This window comes from Variovorax sp. UMC13 (genome assembly GCF_014170375.1).
Lineage (GTDB): Bacteria > Pseudomonadota > Gammaproteobacteria > Burkholderiales > Burkholderiaceae_C > Variovorax.
This window is the reverse complement of record NZ_LZZW01000014.1, coordinates 105,248-120,534: the sequence shown is the minus strand read 5'-3', so window position 1 is coordinate 120,534 and position 15,287 is coordinate 105,248. Positions and strand designations below refer to the sequence as shown.

At 67.9% G+C, this 15,287-nt stretch carries 12 protein-coding genes; 1 reads left to right on the top strand and 11 read right to left on the bottom strand.

From position 1 onward, the window contains the following. Positions 1–200: 200 nt before the first annotated feature. Positions 201–1,868, top strand: a complete 1,668-nt coding sequence (mqo, locus tag A9977_RS11895) for a malate dehydrogenase (quinone) (protein WP_183025054.1) — start codon at positions 201–203, stop codon at positions 1,866–1,868. Between the two features lie 102 nt (positions 1,869–1,970). On the opposite strand, the gene aspS is transcribed toward mqo, so the two are convergent. From aspS to A9977_RS11840, 11 genes are all read right to left on the bottom strand, one after another. Then, entirely contained in the window at positions 1,971–3,779 is a 1,809-nt protein-coding gene (gene aspS / locus A9977_RS11890) for an aspartate--tRNA ligase (RefSeq protein ID WP_183025053.1), read from the bottom strand. 35 nt (positions 3,780–3,814) lie between these two features. After that, positions 3,815–4,438: a DUF502 domain-containing protein gene (locus tag A9977_RS11885; RefSeq protein ID WP_183025052.1), complete on the bottom strand. Its 624-nt coding sequence runs from the start codon at positions 4,436–4,438 to the stop codon at positions 3,815–3,817. An 18-nt stretch (positions 4,439–4,456) separates the two neighbouring features. Then, complete coding sequence (locus A9977_RS11880) at positions 4,457–4,804, bottom strand: FmdB family zinc ribbon protein (RefSeq protein ID WP_183025051.1); 348 nt, start codon at positions 4,802–4,804, stop codon at positions 4,457–4,459. A gap of 82 nt (positions 4,805–4,886) precedes the next feature. Next, a complete protein-coding gene (locus A9977_RS11875) occupies positions 4,887–6,335 on the bottom strand; it encodes a sodium:solute symporter family protein (protein WP_183025050.1) in 1,449 nt (482 codons plus the stop codon). 65 nt (positions 6,336–6,400) lie between these two features. Further along, positions 6,401–7,966, bottom strand: coding sequence for a ubiquinone biosynthesis regulatory protein kinase UbiB (gene ubiB / locus A9977_RS11870; protein WP_183025049.1), 1,566 nt, complete (start codon positions 7,964–7,966; stop codon positions 6,401–6,403). Then, on the bottom strand, positions 7,963–8,520 hold the full coding sequence (locus A9977_RS11865) for an SCP2 domain-containing protein (RefSeq protein ID WP_183025048.1): 558 nt from the start codon (positions 8,518–8,520) through the stop codon (positions 7,963–7,965). Before A9977_RS11865 ends, ubiB begins: the two co-directional genes overlap by 4 nt. A gap of 70 nt (positions 8,521–8,590) precedes the next feature. Further along, positions 8,591–9,631, bottom strand: coding sequence for a Tim44 domain-containing protein (locus A9977_RS11860; protein WP_183025096.1), 1,041 nt, complete (start codon positions 9,629–9,631; stop codon positions 8,591–8,593). 46 nt (positions 9,632–9,677) lie between these two features. Further along, the gene (ubiE, locus tag A9977_RS11855) at positions 9,678–10,409 is read right to left on the bottom strand and encodes a bifunctional demethylmenaquinone methyltransferase/2-methoxy-6-polyprenyl-1,4-benzoquinol methylase UbiE (protein WP_183025047.1); all 732 of its coding nucleotides are present in this window, start codon (positions 10,407–10,409) and stop codon (positions 9,678–9,680) included. A gap of 78 nt (positions 10,410–10,487) precedes the next feature. Continuing rightward, on the bottom strand, positions 10,488–10,901 hold the full coding sequence (locus tag A9977_RS11850; RefSeq protein WP_183025046.1) for a gamma-butyrobetaine hydroxylase-like domain-containing protein: 414 nt from the start codon (positions 10,899–10,901) through the stop codon (positions 10,488–10,490). After that, the gene (locus A9977_RS11845) at positions 10,901–11,344 is read right to left on the bottom strand and encodes an HIT family protein (protein WP_183025045.1); all 444 of its coding nucleotides are present in this window, start codon (positions 11,342–11,344) and stop codon (positions 10,901–10,903) included. The genes A9977_RS11850 and A9977_RS11845 overlap by 1 nt, the downstream gene beginning before the upstream one ends. Next, complete coding sequence (locus tag A9977_RS11840; RefSeq protein ID WP_183025044.1) at positions 11,341–15,219, bottom strand: DUF3683 domain-containing protein; 3,879 nt, start codon at positions 15,217–15,219, stop codon at positions 11,341–11,343. Before A9977_RS11840 ends, A9977_RS11845 begins: the two co-directional genes overlap by 4 nt. Positions 15,220–15,287 lie beyond the last annotated feature (68 nt).

Below are 15,287 nucleotides of genomic sequence, written 5' to 3'. Positions count from 1 at the left end.
CCAGAAGTCGGTAGACGACGGTGCAGGGGACATAAAGATTCGAGAACGGGGCGTGAGCCCTCGGTCTCGGTCGTGTCCGTTCGTCCGCCTCGACCTCCGCACGCACCGTGCATGCCCCCGCCCTGCCCCGCGCTCGGCTGGCGTCCACAGGTCGATGACGGCAGACGGGTGTCCTTCCACACCACAGGAATCACCAGAAGATGATCTTGAAGAAAACCTACCCCGTCCTGCTGGGCTGGGCGCTGTCCCTCACCCTGGCCACGGCCCATGCGGCCGAGCCGAAGAAGGTCGATGTGCTGCTCATCGGCGGCGGCATCATGAGCTCGACCCTGGGCATCTGGCTCAGCGAACTCGAGCCCGGCTGGTCGATGGAGATGGTCGAACGGCTGGACCAGGTCGCCCAGGAAAGCTCGAACGGCTGGAACAACGCCGGCACCGGCCACTCGGCGCTGGCCGAGCTGAATTACACGCCCGAGGACAAGAACGGCAAGGTCGAGATCGCCAAGGCGGTGGAGATCAACGAGGCCTTCCAGATCTCGCGCCAGTTCTGGTCCTGGCAGGTCAGGAACAACGTGCTGAAGAACCCGCGTTCCTTCATCAACTCGACGCCGCACATGAGCTTCGTCTGGGGCGACGACAACATCGCCTTCCTCAAGAAGCGCTACGACGCGCTGCAGGCCAGCCCGCTGTTCCGCGGCATGCAGTACTCGGAAGACCCGGCGCAGATCAAGCAATGGGTGCCGCTGATGATGGAAGGCCGCGACCCGGCCCAGAAGATCGCCGCCACCTGGACGCCCATCGGCACCGACGTGAACTTCGGCGAGATCACGCGCCAGTTCGTCGGCCACCTGCAGTCGCGCCCGAACTTCTCGCTCAAGCTGTCGAGCGAGGTGCAGGACATCACGCGCAACGCCGACGGCACTTGGCGCATCGCCTACAAGAACGTCAAGGACGGCACGGCCACGCAGACCGACGCGAAGTTCGTGTTCATCGGCGCCGGCGGTGGCGCGCTGCACCTGCTGCAGAAGTCGGGCATCCCCGAGGCGAAGAACTACGCGGGCTTCCCGGTCGGCGGCTCCTTCCTCGTGACCGAGAACCCCGGCATCGCCGAGCAGCACCTGGCCAAGGCCTACGGCAAGGCCTCGGTTGGTTCGCCGCCGATGTCGGTGCCCCACCTCGACACCCGCATCCTCGACGGCAAGCGCGTGATCCTGTTCGGTCCCTTCGCCACCTTCTCGACCAAGTTCCTCAAGGAAGGCTCCTACCTCGACCTGTTCACCAGCACCACGCCGCACAACGTCTGGCCGATGGCCAAGGTGGGCATGGCCGAGTTCTCGCTGGTCCAGTACCTGGCCGGCCAGCTGATGCTGTCGGACGACGACCGGATGAAGGCCCTGCGCGAGTACTTCCCGAACGCGAAGAAGGAAGACTGGCGCCTCTGGCAGGCCGGCCAGCGCGTGCAGATCATCAAGCGCGACGAAGCCAAGGGCGGCGTGCTCAAGCTGGGCACCGAGATCGTCAGCTCGCAGGACGGCAGCCTGGCCGGCCTGCTGGGCGCCTCGCCCGGCGCGTCCACGGCCGCGCCGATCATGCTGGACCTGATGAAGCAGGTCTTCAAGGACAAGCTGGCGACGCCCGCCTGGCAGGCCAAGATCCGCGAGATCGTGCCCAGCTACGGCACCGCGCTCAACGCCTCGCCCGAGAAGGTGGTGCAGGAATGGACCGCCACGGCCCAGGTGCTGCAGTTGAGCCCGCCGCCGGCGATCGACCTCACGCCGGGCGCGGCCGCGCCTGCGCCAGCCTCAGCGCCGACCAACGCCCCGGCCGCGGCGCGCAAGAGCAAGCCCGTCGCCGACGTCGCGCTGTAAGGCGCAGCCACCGGAGCGCAGGCTCCGGCTTTCGGCCAAAGAAAAAGGCACCCCTCGGGGTGCCTTTTTTTGTCGTTGCGGCCTGCGCCGCCGGCCGCAGCGTCAGGCCGCCGCGGGCTGCACGTTGCGCAGCTTGATGTGCAGTTCGCGCAGCTGCTTCTCGTCGACCGGGCTCGGCGCCTGCGTCAGCAGGTCCTGCGCGCGCTGGGTCTTGGGGAAGGCGATCACGTCGCGGATCGACTCGGCGCCGGTCATCAGCATGACCAGGCGGTCCAGGCCGATGGCGATGCCGCCGTGCGGGGGCGCGCCGTACTGCAGCGCGTCGAGCAGGAAGCCGAACTTGAGCTGTGCGTCCTCGGCGCTGATCTTGAGCGCGCGGAAGACCTTGCTCTGCACTTCCTCGCGGTGGATACGCACCGAGCCGCCGCCCATCTCGATGCCGTTGAGCACCATGTCGTAGGCCTTGGCGATGCACTTCTCGGGCGCGGTGTCCATCAGGTCTTCATGGCCGTCCTTGGGGGCCGTGAACGGATGGTGCACGGCCGACCAGCGCTGGCCTTCCTCGTCGAACTCGAACATCGGGAAGTCCACCACCCACAGCGGTGCCCAGCGGTCGTCGAACAGGCCGCTCTTCTTGCCGAAGGCGCTGTGGCCGATCTTCACGCGCAGCGCGCCGATGGCGTCGTTGACGATCTTTTCCTTGTCGGCGCCGAAGAACAGGATGTCGCCGTTGCGCGCGCCGGTGCGCGCGATGATCTCGGCCAGCGTGGCGTCGTCGAGGTTCTTCACGATCGGGCTCTGCAGGCCTTCGCGGCCCGCGGCCGCGTCGTTGACCTTGATGTAGGCCAGGCCCTTGGCGCCGTAGATCTTGACGAATTCCTGGTACGCGTCGATTTCACCGCGCGACAGGCCGCCCTCGCCGCCGCCGCCGGGCACGCGCAGGGCCACCACACGGCCGCCGGCCATGGTCGCGGCGTTCGAGAACACCTTGAACTCAACGCGCTTCATGAGCTCGGTCAGTTCGGTGAACTCGAGCTTGACGCGCAGGTCGGGCTTGTCCGAGCCGTACTTGAACATCGCGTCGCCGTACGTCATGGTCGGGAACACCGGCAGGTCGATGCCCGCGGCGTTGCGGAACATGGTGCGGACCATGCCTTCGAACATCTCGCGGATCTCTTCTTCCGACAGGAAGGAGGTCTCGATGTCGATCTGCGTGAACTCGGGCTGGCGGTCGGCGCGCAGGTCCTCGTCGCGGAAGCACTTGACGATCTGGTAGTAGCGGTCGTAGCCGGCCACCATCAGCAGCTGCTTGAACAGCTGGGGCGACTGCGGCAGCGCGAAGAAGCTGCCGTCGTGCACGCGGCTGGGCACCAGGTAGTCGCGCGCGCCTTCGGGCGTGGACTTGCCGAGCATCGGGGTCTCGATGTCGATGAAGCCGTTGGCGTCGAGGAACTTGCGGGTCTCCATCGTCACCTTGTAGCGCAGCATCATGTTGCGCTGCATCGCCGGGCGGCGCAGGTCGAGCACGCGGTGCGTGAGGCGGGTGGTCTCCGACAGGTTGTCGTCGTCGAGCAGGAAGGGGGGCGTGACCGAAGGGTTGAGCACCTTGAGCTCGTGACACAGCACTTCGATCTTGCCGCTCTTGAGGCTGTCGTTGGTCGTGCCTTCGGGGCGTGCGCGCACCAGGCCCTTGATCTGCACGCAGAACTCGTTGCGCAGGCCTTCGGCCACGGCGAAGGTGGTGGCACGGTCGGGATCGCAGACCACCTGCACGTAGCCTTCGCGATCGCGCACGTCGACGAAGATCACGCCGCCATGGTCGCGGCGGCGGTTGACCCAGCCGCACAGGGTGACGGTTTCGCCCAGCAGGGCTTCGGTCACGAGACCGCAGTAGTGAGAACGCATGGCCATAAGTCGATTCCGGCGCCGGGAGGGCGCGTGTTCATTCAGGAAGAAGTTGCGAGGGTCGCGGGGCCGCCGGGAACGACCACGCCCATCGAGACGATGTACTTGAGCGCCTCGTCCACGCTCATCTGGAGTTCGATGCAGTCGCTGCGCTTGAGCATCACGAAGTAGCCGCCGGTGGGGTTGGGCGTGGTCGGCACGTAGACGCCCAGGTATTCGCCGCCGCCCAGGTGCGCCAGCACGTCGGCGCCGGGCGTGCCGGTCACGAACGCGATGGTCCAGACGCCTTCACGCGGCCACTGCACCAGCACCGCGGTGCGGAAGGCGTTGCCGTTCTCGGAGAACAGCGTGTCCGACACCTGCTTGACGCTGGAGTAGATCGAACGCACGACCGGGATGCGCCGCACCACCGCGTCGCCCCAGCCCAGCAGGCGCTTGCCGATGAAATTGCTCGCCACCGCGCCCACCACCAGCAGGATCGCCAGCGTGAACAGCACGCCCAGGCCGCGGATCTTGTGCATCGTGAGCCAGCTCTGCCAGTCCTCGGGCAGCAGCCAGAGGGTCTGGTCGAGCGTGTCGATGATCCACTTGAGCACCGCCAGGGTGACGAACAGCGGAACGATCACCAGCAGGCCGGCGAACAACCATTTGCGCAGGGCGAGCATGGCGGTGGCGGGCCCCGTTCAGTCGCCGCTCTTGGCGGCGGTGGCCGGCGCGGGCGCCGGTGCGGGGGATGCGGCGGGTGCGGGTGCCGGGCTCGCCGCGGGGGCGGCCGACGACGACTCGCCACCGGACTTGGCGCCGTCGCCCGAGACCGGCGCGGTCGCGGGCTCGGCCTTCTTGCCGCCGCCTTCACGGAAATCGGTCACGTACCAGCCCGAGCCCTTGAGCTGGAAGCCGGCGGCGGTCACCTGCTTCTCGAAGGTGCTCGCCCCGCAGGCCGGGCACACCGTGAGAGGGGCGTCGGACATTTTCTGCAACGCGTCTTTGGCAAAGCCGCAGGCGCTGCACTTGTAGGCGTAGATGGGCATGGGAGTGGGCGAAAAAGAACGACGCAGCTGTCGCTCGCAAAGCCCGCAATTATACGGCCGGGCCCGACCCCGCCCTCCACGCTCAGAGCGTGCCCTCGACCAGCGGACGGTGCGGCGTGCGGGTGTTGGACACCCACTGCGGCGCCAGCGAACCGGCCACCATGCCCACGAAGGCCGCCAGCACGCCGGCCAGCTGCGCCGGGAAGGCCTGGCCCCAGGGCAGCGCCAGGAACAGCAGCCAGGTGCCGATGCCCAGCAGCACCGCCGCCACCGCACCCTGCGTGGTGGCCCGCTGCCAGTAGAGCCCGCACACCAGCGGCACGAAGGCGCCGACCAGGGGCACCTGGTAGGCGCCGGAGACCAGCTCGTAGATCGGCGTGCCCTGCATGCGGATCGAATAGGCCAGCACCGCGGCACTGAAGACCAGGGTGGTGATGCGCATGGTGCGCAGGTTCTCGCGGTCGTTGCCGGCCGGGCGGAACTGGCGCCAGATGTTCTCGGTGAAGGTCACGCTGGGCGCCAGCAAGGTGGCCGAGGCGGTCGACTTGATGGCCGACAGCAGCGCACCGAAGAAGAGCACCTGCATCACGAAGGGCATCTTCTCGAGCACCAGCGTGGGCAGCACCTTCTGCGGATCGTCCTTGAGCAGGGCCGCGGTCTGTTCCGGCATGATCAGCAGCGCGCTGGCCACCAGGAACATCGGGACGAAAGCGAACAGGATGTAGGCGATGCCGCCGATCACCGGGCCGCGGGTCGCGGACTTGACGTTGTTGGCCGACATCACGCGCTGGAACACGTCCTGCTGCGGGATCGAGCCCAGCATCATGGTGATCGCCGCGGCGAAGAAGAACACCATGTCCTTGTAGTTCGGCTCGGGCCAGAACTTGAACAGGTCCTTGCTGACCGCGAAGGCCACCACCTTGTCCGCGCCGCCGGCCATCTGGCCCGCGAACACCGCGATCACCGCCAGGCCCAGCACCAGGATGATCATCTGGATGAAGTCGGTGACGGCCACCGACCACATGCCGCCGAACAGCGTGTACGCCAGGATCGACACCACGCCGATCACCATGCCCAGCGACACGCCGATGGCGCCGCCCGAGAGCACGTTGAAGACCAGGCCCAGCGCCGTGACCTGGGCCGAGACCCAGCCCAGGTAGCTCAGCATGATGATCAGCGAGCACGCGACCTCGATCACCCGACCGTAGCGCTCGCGGTAGTAGTCGCTGATGGTCAGCAGCGTCATGCGGTAGAGCTTGCCGGCGAAGAACAGGCCCACCAGGATCAGGCAGGTGCCGGCGCCGAAGGGGTCCTCGATCACGCCGTTCAGACCGCCCTCGATGAACTTGGCCGGAATGCCCAGCACCGTCTCCGACCCGAACCAGGTCGCGAAGGTTGTGGTCACGATCATGAAGAGCGGCAGGTGCCGCCCGGCAATCGCGAAGTCGGTGGTGTTCTTGACCCGCCGGGCCGCATAGAGCCCGATGGCGATCGTGAACAGCAGGTAGACGGCGACCAGGGTCAACAACACGACGATTTCTCCTCTTCTCTCTCAATTCGATGCGGCTCTTGGAGGCCGCGCAAGGGCCGTGCCAGTCAGAAGACCTGGACGCGCACGACGATCTGCATCACGACCAGGCCCAGCACGAAGCCCAGGCCGGTCGCGATCACGGTCTGCAGCAGCCGGTTGGTGCGCTTCTGCGCCGCCAGCAGCTCCAGCAGTTCCCGGCGGTGGTCGGCCGGCTTGTTCTCCAGGAACTCGTGCAGCAGGCGCGGCAGCTGGGGCAGCAGCTTGGCATAGCGCGGCGCCTCGGCCTTGAGCTGCGCGAACAGCCGCTTGGGGCCGATCTGGTCGATCATCCACTTCTCGAGGAAGGGCTTGGCCGTGGCCCAGAGGTCGAGTTCGGGGTCGAGCTGGCGGCCCAGGCCCTCGATGTTGAGCAGCGTCTTCTGCAGCAGCACCAGCTGCGGCTGGATCTCGACGTGGAAGCGGCGCGAGGTCTGGAACAGGCGCATCAGCACCATGCCCAGCGAGATCTCCTTGAGCGGCCGGTCGAAGTAGGGTTCGCAGACGGTGCGGATCGCGGCCTCGAGCTCGTCGATGCGCGTGCCCTCGGGCACCCAGCCGCTTTCCAGGTGCAGCTCGGCCACGCGCTTGTAGTCGCGCCGGAAGAAGGCCACGAAGTTCTGCGCCAGGTATTCCTTGTCGGTCTCGGTGAGCGTGCCCACGATGCCGAAATCGAGCGAGATGTAGCGCCCGAAGGTCTGCGGCTGCAGGCTCACCATGATGTTGCCTGGGTGCATGTCGGCGTGGAAGAAGCCGTCGCGGAACACCTGGGTGAAGAAGATGGTGACGCCGTCGCGCGCCAGCTTGGGGATGTCCACGCCGGCCGCGCGCAGGCGCTCGAGCTGCGCGATGGGCACGCCGTTCATGCGCTCCATCACGATCACTTCCGGGTGGCAGTAGTCCCAGAGCATCTCGGGGATCAGCACCAGCTCGAGCTTCTCCATGTTACGCCGCAGCTGCGCCGCGTTGGCGGCCTCGCGCACCAGGTCGAGCTCGTCGTGCAGGTACTTGTCGAACTCGGCGATCACCTCGCGCGGCTTGAGCCGCTTGCCGTCGGCCGACAGGTTCTCGACCCAGCGCGCCATCATGGCCATCAGCGCCAGGTCCTTCTCCATGACCGTGCGCATGCCCGGGCGCAGCACCTTGACCGCCACGTCGCGCAGCGCGCCCTTGGCGTCGCGCACGGTCGCGAAGTGCACCTGCGCGATCGAGGCGCTGGCCACCGGCGTCTCGTCGAACTGCACGAACACCTCGCCCACCGGGCGGCGGAAGGCGCGCTCGATGGTGGCGATGGCTACCGAGGAAGGGAACGGCGGCACGCGGTCCTGCAGGAAGGCCAGTTCGTCGGCGATGTCGGGCGGCAGCAGGTCGCGCCGGGTCGACAGCACCTGGCCGAACTTGACGAAGATCGGGCCCAGCCGTTCGAGCGCCTCGCGCAGCCGCTGGCCGCGCGGCGCATCGAGGTTGCGGCCGATGGAAACGACGCGCGCCACGATGCGAAGCCAGGGCTTCTGGAAGCTCGTGAGCACGAGCTCGTCGAGGCCGTAGCGCAGCGCGACCCAGACGATGAAGATGCCGCGATAGAAACGCGTCATTCGGCGCCCGTGCCGCCGATGCCAGGTCTGGGCACACGATCGCCGACGAACTGCCGCAGCGCGCCCACCACGCGGCGCGCCGCATTGCCCAGGGTGTGGGCCGGCACGTCGCCGATCACGCGGGCGAGGTCGTCCTCGACGTCCCAGCGCACATGGTCGACCAGCCAGTTCACCTCGGCCGCCAGTTGTACGTCGCCGACGATGCGCACCGCCGGCTTGTCGCCGCGCAAGGTGGCGCGGGCCAGGTCGAAGGGCGAGGTGTCGGTGACGGTGAGCGTGAGTTCGGGGACCGCGCCCTCGGGCGCCAGGTCGAGCAGGCCGGCCGGCGTGGCGATCAGCCGCATCGTGACGAAGCTCCATTCGAACTGCACCACCCGCCCCTTCTGCCGCACCAGGCGCTGCTGGGCCTCGGGCTCCTGCTGCAGCACATGGTTGAGGAAGAGCACCGCGCGGTGCTGGATCTCGTGCACGGCCCACGGCGGCGGCTGCAGCCGGGTGCCGATGCGGCTGACGAGGTCATTCAGAAATGCGAATGGGGACGATGGTGTGGCCATGTCCCCATTATTCCCGACCCGGCCCCTGGATCGGGGCCTGCGATGCGACAGATCGCGCCTATCTATCGGGTCATTGGAGGGCTTGCACGCCCGCCACCAGCCAGCCGCCGCGGCCGTCGGTGGGCTTGGTCATGTTCCACACCTCGCGGAACGGGCTCGGGCCGGCCGATGCGTCTTCGCGGATCATCCCCGAGAACTCGACGCTGGCCAGGTAGACGTCGGGCGCTTCTTCGATGCCCAGAAGCTTGGCATCGAGCATCACGACTTCGGTCTTGTTGGGCTGGCTGCCGATGTGCGCTTCACGCTCGGCCAGCTGGGCCTGGATCTCGCCGACCATGCTGTCGGTCATCATCGAGCGCAGCGACTGGATGTCGTTGCGGTCCCAGGCGTCCTGCAGGGTCACGAAGTTGCGCTTGGCCGCGCCCAGGAAACCGTCGACGTCGAAGCCCGCGGGGATGCCCCAGGACTGTCCGCCCTCGAGCGCCGAACCGATCATGCTCGCGCCGCCGGCACCGGCCGCACCGGCCATCGACGAGCCGCTGGCCGTGGCCGGGCTGGCGTCGAAGGAGGCGGCGTTCTGGCGCTCCCAGGGACGGGCCGACGCGTCGTTGCCGACATTGCCGGGGTTGTACTGCGCGGGAGCCGACGGGTTGCCCGGGCCGCCTGCGCCCTGGAAGGCGAAGCCGCCCTGGTTGGCGCCATTGCCGCTGCCGGCACGCGAACGGGCCGCGAAGATGCGCCACACCACCACCGCCGCCAGCACCAGCAGGCCGATCAGCAGCATGTTGCCGAAGGCCGCACCGAGGCCGAGCGAATTCGCCAGCCAGGCCAGGCCCAGGCCGGCGGCCAGGCCGCCCAGCATCGCGCCCCAGGGGCGCTTGGGCGCGGCGGCGGCCGCGGGGGCGGCGGCGCCAGCCGGCTTGGCCGGTGCCGCATTGGTGGCGTTCTGTGCCGGTGCACCCGGCGCGTTGGCCGGCGGGGTCGCCTGGCGTTGTGTCACGTTGCCCGACTGGCGGCCGAAGGACTTGCCGCCGCCCATGCGCGCGGCTTCAGCCTGCATGCCGCCCAAGGTCATGGCACACACCAGCAAAACAGTACCCAGTTTTTTCATCATGAAGTCTCCTCTGATCGCCAGAAACGGCAATGCAATCGTCAATTCAACACTTGATTCCAACATGCAAGGCCGCCACGCCACCCGTCATGTTGTGATAGTCCACATGCCCGAAACCACCCTCTTTCATGAGGGTCTTGAGCTCTTCCTGCGCCGGATGCATCCGGATCGACTCGGCCAGGTAGCGGTAGCTGGCGTCGTCGCCGGCCACCAGCTTGCCCAGCCGCGGCAGCACGTTGAAGGAGTACCAGTCGTAGGCCTTCTGCAGGGGTTTCGCGACCCGGGAGAACTCCAGCACCAGCAGCTTGCCGCCGGGCTTGAGCACGCGGTTCATCTCCTTGAGCGCGATGTCCTTGTGGGTCATGTTGCGCAGGCCGAAGGCCACGGTCACGACGTCGAAGTGGCCGTCGGCGAAGGGCAGCTTCTCGGCGTCGCAGACCATGGTGGGCAGCACCACGCCGGCATCGAGCAGGCGGTCGCGGCCGGTGCTCAGCATGGCCTCGTTGATGTCGGTGTGCACCACCTGGCCCGAAGCGCCGACCTTCTTGGCGAAGGCCAGGGCGAGGTCGCCGGTGCCGCCCGCGATGTCGAGCACGCGCGAGCCCTCGCCGACATTGGCCACCATCACGGTGTACGCCTTCCAGGCGCGGTGCAGGCCCGCGGACATCAGGTCGTTCATGATGTCGTAGCGGGTGGCGACCGAGTCGAACACGCCGCGCACGCGGCGCGCCTTGTCGCTTTCGTCGACGTTCTCAAAACCGAAGTGGGTGGTGCTCATGCACCCGATGTTAGGGCGGAAGCGCCTGCCATCAAGTGGACGACCCCGCAGCGACGGCGGACATTGCCCCGGAAGGGCTCAGTGGCTGCTGCAGCCGTGGCCCCCCTTGGGCGCCATCGGGGCGTCGCGGTCGACGCCGGCGGCGGCCAGGCGCCGCTCGTACTCGGCCCACAGGGCCTCCTGCTGCTGGCCCAGTTCGTAGAGCAGTGTCCAGCTGAAGATGCCGCTCTCGTGGCCGTCGGTGAACACCGGCTTGACCGCGTAGTTGCCCACCGGCTCGAGTTCGAGCAGGCCGACCTCGCGCTTGCCGGTCTGCAGCACCTCCTCGCCCGGGCCGTGGCCCTGCACCTCGGCCGAGGGCGAGTAGATGCGCATCAGCTCGAAGGGGATGCGAAAGCTCGCGCCGTCGGAGAAGCCGACCTCGAGCACCTTCGATTTGTTGTGCACCGTGATCGATTGCGGCGTCGGAGCGCCGGCGTGCAGACCTGCCATCAGGATGTCCTTTTGCTGAGTGCCGCGATCATCGCAGCCTCGGCCGCGGGCAGCGCCGCCGCGACGCCCGCCTCCCTGCCGGCGTCGCGATCTCGCTGCGCCGTCGCCCAGACGGGCGCCGGGAAGCGCGTGTCCCAGTCGAAGCGCGCGATCACGTGCCAATGCAGGTGCGCAACCATGTTGCCAAGCGCCGCCAGGTTGATCTTGGCCGGCGAAACATGCGCGCGCAGGCACTGCTCGACGATCGCCACCGCCTCCATGCAGACGGCCCGTTCGGCGCTCGACAGGTCGGAGAACTCCGCGGCGTGCGATTGCCAGATCACACGGTAGAAGGCGGGAAAGCCCGCCTCCTCGGCATGGATCACGCGGAACTGCGGCGCCTCGAAGACCAGGCGGCCGCCCGAGGTTTCGCAGAGCACGCAGCCGTCGCGCTTTGCGGTCATACCAGGACCCGCTCGATGCCGCCGCTGTTCGCGGCCGCGACGTACTCCGGCAGCCACTGCTCGCCCAGGATCTGGTTGGCCATTTCCACCACGATGTAGTCGGCTTCGAGCAGACCGTTGTTCAGGTCGTTGCCGTAGCGCGAGAGGCCCTGCAGGCAGCTGGGGCAGCTGGTGAGGATCTTCACGTTGCCCTGGGCCGCGACCTTGCCGCTGTCGCGCAGCGCGGCCTCGCCCTTCTTGAGCTCCTCTTCCTTGCGGAAGCGGATCTGGGTCGAGATGTCGGGCCGGGTCACGCCCAGGGTGCCCGATTCGCCGCAGCAGCGGTCGTTCTTGAGCACGTTGTCGCCCACCAGCGCCTTGACGGTCTTCATCGGGTCCTGCAGCTTCATCGGGCTGTGGCAGGGGTCGTGGTACAGGTAGCCGCCGCCGCCCGCATCGCCCAGGGTGATGCCCTTCTCGAGCAGGTACTCGTGGATGTCGATGATCCGGCAGCCCGGGAAGATCTTGTCGAACTGGTAGCCCTGCAGCTGGTCGTAGCAGGTGCCGCAGCTCACCACCACGGTCTTGATGTCGAGGTAGTTGAGCGTGTTGGCCACGCGGTGGAAGAGCACCCGGTTGTCGGTGATCATCTTCTCGGCCTTGTCGAACTGGCCGCTGCCGCGCTGCGGATAGCCGCAGCACAGGTAGCCCGGCGGCAGCACCGTCTGCACGCCCGCATGCCACAGCATGGCCTGCGTCGCCAGGCCCACCTGCGAGAACAGCCGCTCCGAGCCGCAGCCCGGGAAATAGAACACCGCCTCGGTCTCCGAGGTCGTGGCCTTGGGGTTGCGGATGATCGGCACGTAGTCGGCATCCTCGATGTCCAGCAGCGCGCGTGCCGTCTGCTTGGGCAGGCCGCCCGGCATCTTCTTGTTGATGAAGTGGATCACCTGCTCCTTGATCGGCGCCGGCCCCAGCGTGGCCGGCGGCGCGGCCGTCTGCTTGCGCGCCACGCGGCGCAGCAGGTCGTTGGCCAGGCGCTGCGCCTTGAAGCCGATGCCCACCATGCCCATGCGCATGGCCTTGATGGTCTGCGGGCTGGTCGCGTTGAGGAACAGCATGGCCGCGGCATTGCCGGGCCGGAAGCTCTTCTGGCCCATCTTGCGCAGCAGGTTGCGCATGTGCATCGAGACCTCGCCGAAGTCGATCTTCACCGGGCAGGGCGTGAGGCACTTGTGGCAGACCGTGCAGTGGTCGGCCACGTCCTCGAACTCCTGCCAGTGCTTGATGCTCACGCCGCGCCGGGTCTGCTCCTCGTAGAGGAAGGCCTCGACCAGCAGCGAGGTGGCGAGGATCTTGTTGCGCGGGCTGTAGAGCAGGTTGGCGCGCGGCACGTGGGTGGCGCAGACCGGCTTGCACTTGCCGCAGCGCAGGCAGTCCTTGACCGAGTCGGCGATGGCGCCGATGTCGCTCTGCTGCATGATCAGCGACTCGTGGCCCATGAGGCCGAAGCTGGGCGTGTAGGCGTTGGTGAGGTCGGCCTGCAGCCCGTGCGCGGCCGGCGAGTCCCCGCGCAGCAGCTTGCCCTTGTTGAAGCGGCCTTCAGGGTCGACCCGCTGCTTGTAGTCGGTGAAGGGCTGCAGCTCGGCGTCGCTCAGGAACTCGAGCTTGGTGATGCCGATGCCGTGCTCGCCCGAGATCACGCCGTCGAGGCTGCGCGCCAGCGCCATGATGCGCACCACCGCCGCATGGGCGGTCTGCAGCATTTCGTAGTTGTCGCTGTTGACCGGCAGGTTGGTGTGGACGTTGCCGTCGCCCGCGTGCATGTGCAGCGCGACCCACACGCGGCCCTTGAGCACGCGCTGGTGGATGGCCGCGCACTCGGCCAGGATCGGCGCGAACTCGGCGCCGCTGAAGATGGCCTGCAGCGGCTGGCGGATCTGGGTCTTCCAGCTCGCGCGCAGCGTGTGGTCCTGCAGGCGAGGGAACAGCGCGTCGACATCCTGCAGCCAGCCGGCCCACAGCGCGCGCACCTCCTGCACCAGGGTCACGGCCTGCGCCACGCGGTCCTCCAGCAGCTCGGCCGAGGGGATGTCGTTGGCGTCGTCGCTCTTGCCCAGCGGCAGGTTGCCGCGCAGGAAGAAGGCCTCGAGCGCGTCGGCGAAGGCCAGCTTGTTCTGCAGCGAGAGCTCGATGTTGATGCGCTCGATGCCGTCGGTGTACTCGGCCATGCGCGGCAGCGGGATCACCACGTCCTCGTTGATCTTGAAGGCGTTGGTGTGCTTGCTGATGGCGGCCGTGCGCTTGCGGTCGAGCCAGAACTTCTTGCGCGCCTCGGGGCTGATGGCGATGAAGCCCTCGCCGCTGCGCGAGTTCGCGATGCGCACCACTTCGGAGGTGACGCGCGCCACCGCATCGGCGTCGTCGCCCGCGATGTCGCCGAACAGCACCATCTTCGGCAGGCCGCCGTGCTTTTTCGACTTGGTGGCGTAGCCGACCGCCTTGAGGTAGCGGTCGTCCAGGTGCTCCAGACCCGCGAGCAGCACGCCCGAGCGCTTCTGCTCGGCGAACATGAAGTCCTTGATCTCGACAATGCTGGGGACCGCGTCCTTGGCGTTGCCGAAGAACTCCAGGCACACGGTGCGGGTGTGCGCGGGCATCTTGTGCACCACCCAGCGGCAGCTGGTGATCAGGCCGTCGCAGCCCTCCTTCTGGATGCCCGGCAGGCCCGAGAGGAACTTGTCGGTCACGTCCTTGCCCAGGCCTTCCTTGCGGAAGGTCTTGCCCGGGATGTCGAGGGTTTCGGTGCGCAGCCTGGTCTTGCCGTCGGCCGCAAAGTACTGCAGCTCGAACACGGCGCGCTCGGCGTCGTGGATCTTGCCCAGGTTGTGGCCAATGCGCGTGACCTCGAGCCATTCGGCCTGCGGCGTCACCATGCGCCAGGAGGCCAGGTTGTCCAGCGCCGTGCCCCACAGCACGGCCTTCTTGCCGCCCGCGTTCATCGCGACGTTGCCGCCCACGCAGGAGGCTTCGGCCGAGGTCGGGTCGACCGCGAACACGTAGCCCGCGCGCTCGGCCGCGTCGGCCACGCGCTGGGTGACCACGCCGGCCTCGGTCCAGACGGTGGGCACGGGCGCCTCGAGGCCCGGCAGCGACATGAACTCGACCTCGGTCATGGCCTCGAGCTTCTCGGTGTTGATGACCGCGCTGTTCCAGGTCAGCGGGATCGCGCCACCGGTGTAGCCGGTGCCGCCGCCGCGCGGGATGATGGTCAGGCCCAGTTCGATGCAGCCCTTGACCAGCAGCGCCATCTCGGCCTCGGTGTCGGGGCACAGCACCACGAAGGGGTACTCCACGCGCCAGTCGGTGGCGTCGGTGACATGCGACACGCGCGACAGGCCGTCGAACTTGACGTTGTCCTTGGCGGTGAGCCGGCCGAAGGCGCGCGTGGCCTTGCGGCGCAGCGCGGCGACGTCGCGGAACATGGTGTCGAAGGCGGCGATGGCCTGCGCCACCAGGGCGGTCAGCTCACCGACCAGCAGGTCGCGCTGGGCGTCGACGTCGGGGGTGCGGCGCTTGGCGACCTCGCCCAGCCGGTGCTTGAGCGCATCCACCAGCTGGCCGCGGCGGCGCGGGTTGTCCAGCAGGTCGTCGACCAGGTAGGGGTTGCGCTGCACCACCCAGATGTCGCCCAGCACCTCGTAGAGCATGCGGGCCGAGCGGCCGGTGCGCCGCTCGTCGCGCAGCGACTGCAGCAGGGCCCAGCCGCGTTCGCCCAGCAGGCGGATCACGATCTCCCGGTCGGAGAAGCTGGTGTAGTTGTACGGAATCTCGCGCAGTCGGGCAGGCTCTGCGGCCTGCGTCAACAACGCAGTCAGCGCGATCGGAGCGTTCATCGGGGAGCACCTCGGCAGGACGCTGCGCGCCCTTGAACCGGGCCCGAGATTTTAAGTCAGCGCCGAAG

Bases quoted from the DNA above. Each gene is read 5' to 3' on its own strand.
- mqo (WP_183025054.1), top strand. From the start codon at position 201: ATGATCTTGAAGAAAACCTACCCCGTCCTGCTGGGCTGGGCGCTGTCC.
- aspS (WP_183025053.1), bottom strand. From the start codon at position 3,779: ATGGCCATGCGTTCTCACTACTGCGGTCTCGTGACCGAAGCCCTGCTG.
- A9977_RS11885 (WP_183025052.1), bottom strand. From the start codon at position 4,438: ATGCTCGCCCTGCGCAAATGGTTGTTCGCCGGCCTGCTGGTGATCGTT.
- A9977_RS11880 (WP_183025051.1), bottom strand. From the start codon at position 4,804: ATGCCCATCTACGCCTACAAGTGCAGCGCCTGCGGCTTTGCCAAAGAC.
- ubiB (WP_183025049.1), bottom strand. From the start codon at position 7,966: ATGACGCGTTTCTATCGCGGCATCTTCATCGTCTGGGTCGCGCTGCGC.
- A9977_RS11865 (WP_183025048.1), bottom strand. From the start codon at position 8,520: ATGGCCACACCATCGTCCCCATTCGCATTTCTGAATGACCTCGTCAGC.
- A9977_RS11860 (WP_183025096.1), bottom strand. From the start codon at position 9,631: ATGAAAAAACTGGGTACTGTTTTGCTGGTGTGTGCCATGACCTTGGGC.
- ubiE (WP_183025047.1), bottom strand. From the start codon at position 10,409: ATGAGCACCACCCACTTCGGTTTTGAGAACGTCGACGAAAGCGACAAG.
- A9977_RS11850 (WP_183025046.1), bottom strand. From the start codon at position 10,901: ATGGCAGGTCTGCACGCCGGCGCTCCGACGCCGCAATCGATCACGGTG.
- A9977_RS11845 (WP_183025045.1), bottom strand. From the start codon at position 11,344: ATGACCGCAAAGCGCGACGGCTGCGTGCTCTGCGAAACCTCGGGCGGC.
- A9977_RS11840 (WP_183025044.1), bottom strand. From the start codon at position 15,219: ATGAACGCTCCGATCGCGCTGACTGCGTTGTTGACGCAGGCCGCAGAG.